The organism is Candidatus Thermoplasmatota archaeon (genome assembly GCA_018814355.1).
Taxonomy (GTDB): domain Archaea; phylum Thermoplasmatota; class Thermoplasmata; order UBA10834; family UBA10834; genus COMBO-56-21.
In genome coordinates this window covers 1-4541 of record JAHIZT010000008.1, presented here as the reverse complement: position 1 = coordinate 4541, position 4541 = coordinate 1, and the positions used below count along the sequence as shown (strand labels likewise).

Genomic DNA, 4541 nt, shown 5'->3' with positions numbered 1-4541 from the left:
CTCGTTCAGGACATTGCAGGGATAGACATCGCCCTCGGGAGACATAAAGAAATACCTGCGTCCAGCCTCACAGTTTGAAGTGGATCGCTGGCGATGCTTCGCGTCCATAATCCCCCACGTGTGGTATGCCCTGAACCAATCCTTGGCAGAGCCCGACCGAAGCTGACATTGAAGGACATCCGGAAGCTCTTCGGACACGGCTGTGAGCAACCCCGGTGAGATGTTGTTGGATTTCTTGAAGTAGACATCGGAATCGTGGGCTAGAGTCATTGTGAACTCCACGCCGAGCTTTCGGGAGAGTTCGTATACCTGCTTGACCTCCCGGACATTCCCTTCGACGAGGGTCATCGCGATGCGCAAATCGGCATAACCCGCTTCCTTCAGCTTCTTCACGGTGGAGATGGCACGATCGAATATCCCAGGAACTCCTCGGATCTTGTCGTGTGTCGGACCGATGCCGTCGATCGATACACCCACACCGATGCGAGGGTGGAATGCCCTGATCTGATTCAGCTTGGAGATCACAGTCTCAGTCATGGACCCATTCGTGGAGAATACGAGCCTGGCGTTCGGCAGGATGGAATGAATCTCTCGCACGACTTCGACCAGATCGCTTCTAAGAAAGGGCTCGCCACCACTGATGTTGATGGTCCTGAGAGACAAGGGCAATTTCGAGTACTCATCCGGCCTAAGCAAATTGGCCGGCGGGGTCTTCCAGATGTTACACATCTGGCACCTGGCATTGCATGCATACGTGACGGCGATGAAGGCGTCCCTAGGATTCACAGTGATGTGACAGAGGGAGGAGCTATTTATCCCTTCTCGCTGACTCGCTCTTCAGAAACCCTTCAAATGCGACATCCTGGATAGGGCCAGAAGTCAGCGAAAATTGGCTCCACCCAGGAGTCGAGCTAGTTCTGTGCCAACATTCTTGACTCCAGGGATGTGATTGTCTCGTACCATGCGATGAGCCCGAGCTCCTCAAATGGGTGGGCCGCCGACCACTCCTGATTTCCTCCCGACAACCCAGTACTGGCTTGTCAGATAGGGAAAAAACCTGTGACCGACCAGCTGGTATGCGCTCTGAAGCGCCTTCGCCAGTGCGGGCGACGACTCAAAGAGCCGGTTCAGGAAGTACACTCCATGTAAGACAGTCTCGACCTCGAACCCTGTTCGTGAGCACAGAGCCAGAAGATTGTCTTTCGAGAAGCTGTACAGGTGCTCAAAATGTCCTCCGAAGTAGGGGTCGTGTCCTATCCTGTTGGCCAACGAGTCCTCATTCGGGACAGCAATCAGCACCAGGCCATCCGGTCTCAGCACTCTCCACGCCTCCCTCAGAAGATTGACGGGCGAATCGACGTGCTCAAGCACGTGCGAACACAACACGACATCGAACTCGCAATCATTGAACTCCAGCGGGCGGTTCAGGTCCCCGTATCTCGCGTCCAGGCCCTTTGTGCGGCAGGCTTCAAGACTCGGGGCGGATGCCTCAAGGCCGACGGACCCCTTGGGAAAGAGCGCGAGATAGTCGCCTCCAGCGCAGCCCAAGTCGAGGGCTCTCTTTCCTTCGAATCTCCTTGCAACTAGATGAAAAAGATAGGTAAGGTCTACGCCCGTCTCCTTATCCTTGTACCATTCGACAGTGTCACGAGGAAGCGCCACAGGCATGCCAAGCGCATTCGCCCAGAAGTATTTAGTGGCTCCATAAAGGGAGTGCCATAACAGCTCCATCCTAACAGTGCGACGAAAATGAATCTTGAACTCTCGCTCCGCACTTTTGCGCTTGACCACAGACGTGACTTCAACCACTTGTACATACAATACAGCGCCGTCGATGAGCCAGCGGCCATGCACGATCCAATCTACAGCTGGCCTGCCGAGACACCAGCACATTGAAAGGCAGATAGCCTCTAGAAAGTTATAGAGGAAGAAGGTCCATACGGTTCCCCACCAGTGGTCGAATTGAGAGTCCTGATGCTTACACCCGAGTTTCTCCCTGTCTACGGCGGGGTTGGCAACTATGTCCTACAGCTCGCGAAGTACTTCCCGGATGACGTATCCGTGCACATAGTCACGCCAAGGAACAAAGGCGTCGCGGGCGACGGGGCTGGTCGGAAGACAGATTCTGAACTCGATCTCCCCAGAAACACTAGGGTGACCTACCTTGGCAGCGCAAGCGATACTTTCTTCAAGAACTTCTCGTTCCAGCTGAACTGCAGCCAGTACGTCCCGGATATCGTCAAGAAAGATAAGCCCGACATAATCCACTCCCAGAGCGCAATGCCGGATTATCTCGTATCGCCAAGGAGGCTGGACGCGCCGATAGTCACCACGATGCACACGACGGTAGAAGGGCATTCCGAGGCACTCAAGAGCGCCTCGCTCTCCTCGAGTCAACTGAGCCTGTCAGAGAGGTTCGTGCAAGTCCTCGGACCAGCTCTGGGATTCCTGGAAGCCCGGTACTACACTAACCAACGATACTACATCACAGTATCCAATTGGGCCAAGAAGTCAATGGTCAGCAGGCAAGGGATAGAGGAATCGAGGATCCGCGTGATAGACATAGGCGTGGAGGATCGGACCTTCTCTCCGTCGAGAGCTAGCGAGGCAAGGGCCAGGTTTCCGCAACTTGCTGAGATCGGCATGCCGAAGGTGCTCTATCTCTCAAGGATGGCGACGCGAAAAGGTGTAGACTTGCTTCTCAGGGCCATCCCGAAGGTCCTCAGCAAGACCGACGCCCATTTCATCTTTGCAGGCGCCGGGAACAAACCGGAGTTCAGCACACCTGACCGCAACCTGACTTATCTTGGGCATGTTCCCCGCGACGTTCCGCCCCTACTGTACGCGCTCTCTGACATCTTCGTCCTCCCGTCGTTCTACGAGAACTTCCCGTCCTGCATCCTCGAGGCGATGGCTTCCCAGTGCGCAGTGGTCTCCACACCAGTGGGTGGAATCCCCGAGATGGTGGACAACGGCACGAACGGCATGCTCATCCCGACCGATGACGCCGATGCCCTAGCCGATTCGTTGATCAGGCTTGTGGAGGACAAAGAACTCAGAACCAGCCTCGGCCGCAGGGCAAGGGAATCCGTGGTTGGCAAATACAATTGGCACGACGCGGCGCGCAAGACCGCAGAATATTACGAAGAGGTAATAACCAGACATGCGCGAGAAAGGAACGCGGCAGGGGAATGAAACTTGGAGATCTTCAAATTCCTGATGGTATCGACCCACTTCCCACCCTACAAAATGGGAGGAGATGCAATATTCGTGGGCTATCTTGCGAACGAACTAGCGCGGAGAGGGCACGAAGTCCACGTCGCGTACGACCCCTCCGTCTTCCGCATCCTCCGAGGTGATGTACCTCAGAGCCAGCAGGAGGATCGAATGGAGAGAATCATGAGGCACGAATACTCACCTGCGGCGCCGAGGCTGAAGCTCTCGCTCAGCCTAACCCTCGGAGTTAGCTCTCGCGCCAGGACCTGGCTGGAGTCGACTGCCAAACGACTCTCTCCGGACGTCATCCACTGGCACAACACAAAAGGGTTCATCGGAAGACCGTTCGCGATCATTGGTCCTCAGCAGCTTTACACTGCCCATGACTACTATTCTGTATGTCCGCGGTCGAATCTCATCAGGCCTGGCAATCGCATCTGCCTCAATCCATATCTGTGCCAGATGTGTCTGATCAGATGGAGGAGGCCTCCCCAGATATGGAGGGCACGCGGGCGGCGCGTGCTGGAGTTTCCCGAGCGCTTCAAGGTCCTCTGTCCAAGCGAGTTCATGGCCGAACGGCTGCGAACAGATGGGATCCTAGTCCATCGAGTGCTCAGGGGATTCGTACCAGATCCAGGACCGGGAGCTGGCGGGACGAGCCAGAGAGGCGAGACCATCGTCTTTGTCGGAATACTCGAGAGGAGGAAGGGCCCGCATACTCTCTTGCAGGCCTTCATCAATAGCAAGGTTGACCAGAGATTCAAACTCGCGATTGTCGGAGAAGGGCCTCTCAAGGGCGAGCTTCGGGCGCGGGTCCAGTCGGAAGGAGTTCAGAACAGGGTCTCCGTCCCCGGGTTCCTTGCCAGCCAGGACCTGAGAGCACTGATGAGTCAAGCAGCCCTCATGGTCGTCCCTTCGGAGTGGCCGGAGAACGCTCCCTCCACTGCATTGGAGGCTTTCTCGTACGGAGTCTCGGTCCTGGGGACGAGAGAAGGTGGCCTACCCGAGATCCTCACGCCTGAGTCGGGTTCGATGCTCTTTGAGGCAGGGAATGTGCAAGAGCTCAGTAAATCGCTGGTCGCTCTGTGGGGCGACAGGGAATTGCTGCGGACCAAGGGCAAGATGGCAAGGAAAACCTACGAGGAGAGATTCAGCCCGGAAGCTCACGTGACTGAGTACATGCGCATCTTGAAAGGATGATAGCTAGCGAGAGGCAGCCTGCGTTCTGCTCCGCTCCTCGGAATCCGCCCACAATCCTTGCCAACGATAGAGGCAAAGAAGACTCACCCGGGCCACGGCTTGAACCGAGGGTTCACAGGTCGCAT

At 56.1% G+C, this 4541-nt stretch carries 4 protein-coding genes; 2 read left to right on the top strand and 2 right to left on the bottom strand.

The window, feature by feature from the left end; all coding sequences use genetic code 11:
• Nucleotides 1–786, bottom strand: a 786-nt coding sequence (locus KJ653_00280) for a radical SAM protein (GenBank protein MBU0684278.1), incomplete at its 3' end; no start/stop codon positions are given.
• Between the two features lie 195 nt (nucleotides 787–981).
• On the bottom strand, nucleotides 982–1668 hold the full coding sequence (locus KJ653_00275; GenBank protein ID MBU0684277.1) for a class I SAM-dependent methyltransferase: 687 nt from the start codon (nucleotides 1666–1668) through the stop codon (nucleotides 982–984).
• A gap of 285 nt (nucleotides 1669–1953) precedes the next feature.
• Here KJ653_00275 and KJ653_00270 point away from each other — a divergent pair, with 285 nt between their 5' ends.
• A complete protein-coding gene (locus tag KJ653_00270) occupies nucleotides 1954–3195 on the top strand; it encodes a glycosyltransferase family 4 protein (GenBank protein MBU0684276.1) in 1242 nt (413 codons plus the stop codon).
• Nucleotides 3196–3198: 3 nt separating this feature from the next.
• Nucleotides 3199–4416: a glycosyltransferase family 4 protein gene (locus KJ653_00265; protein MBU0684275.1), complete on the top strand. Its 1218-nt coding sequence runs from the start codon at nucleotides 3199–3201 to the stop codon at nucleotides 4414–4416.
• The last annotated feature ends 125 nt before the right edge of the window (nucleotides 4417–4541 follow it).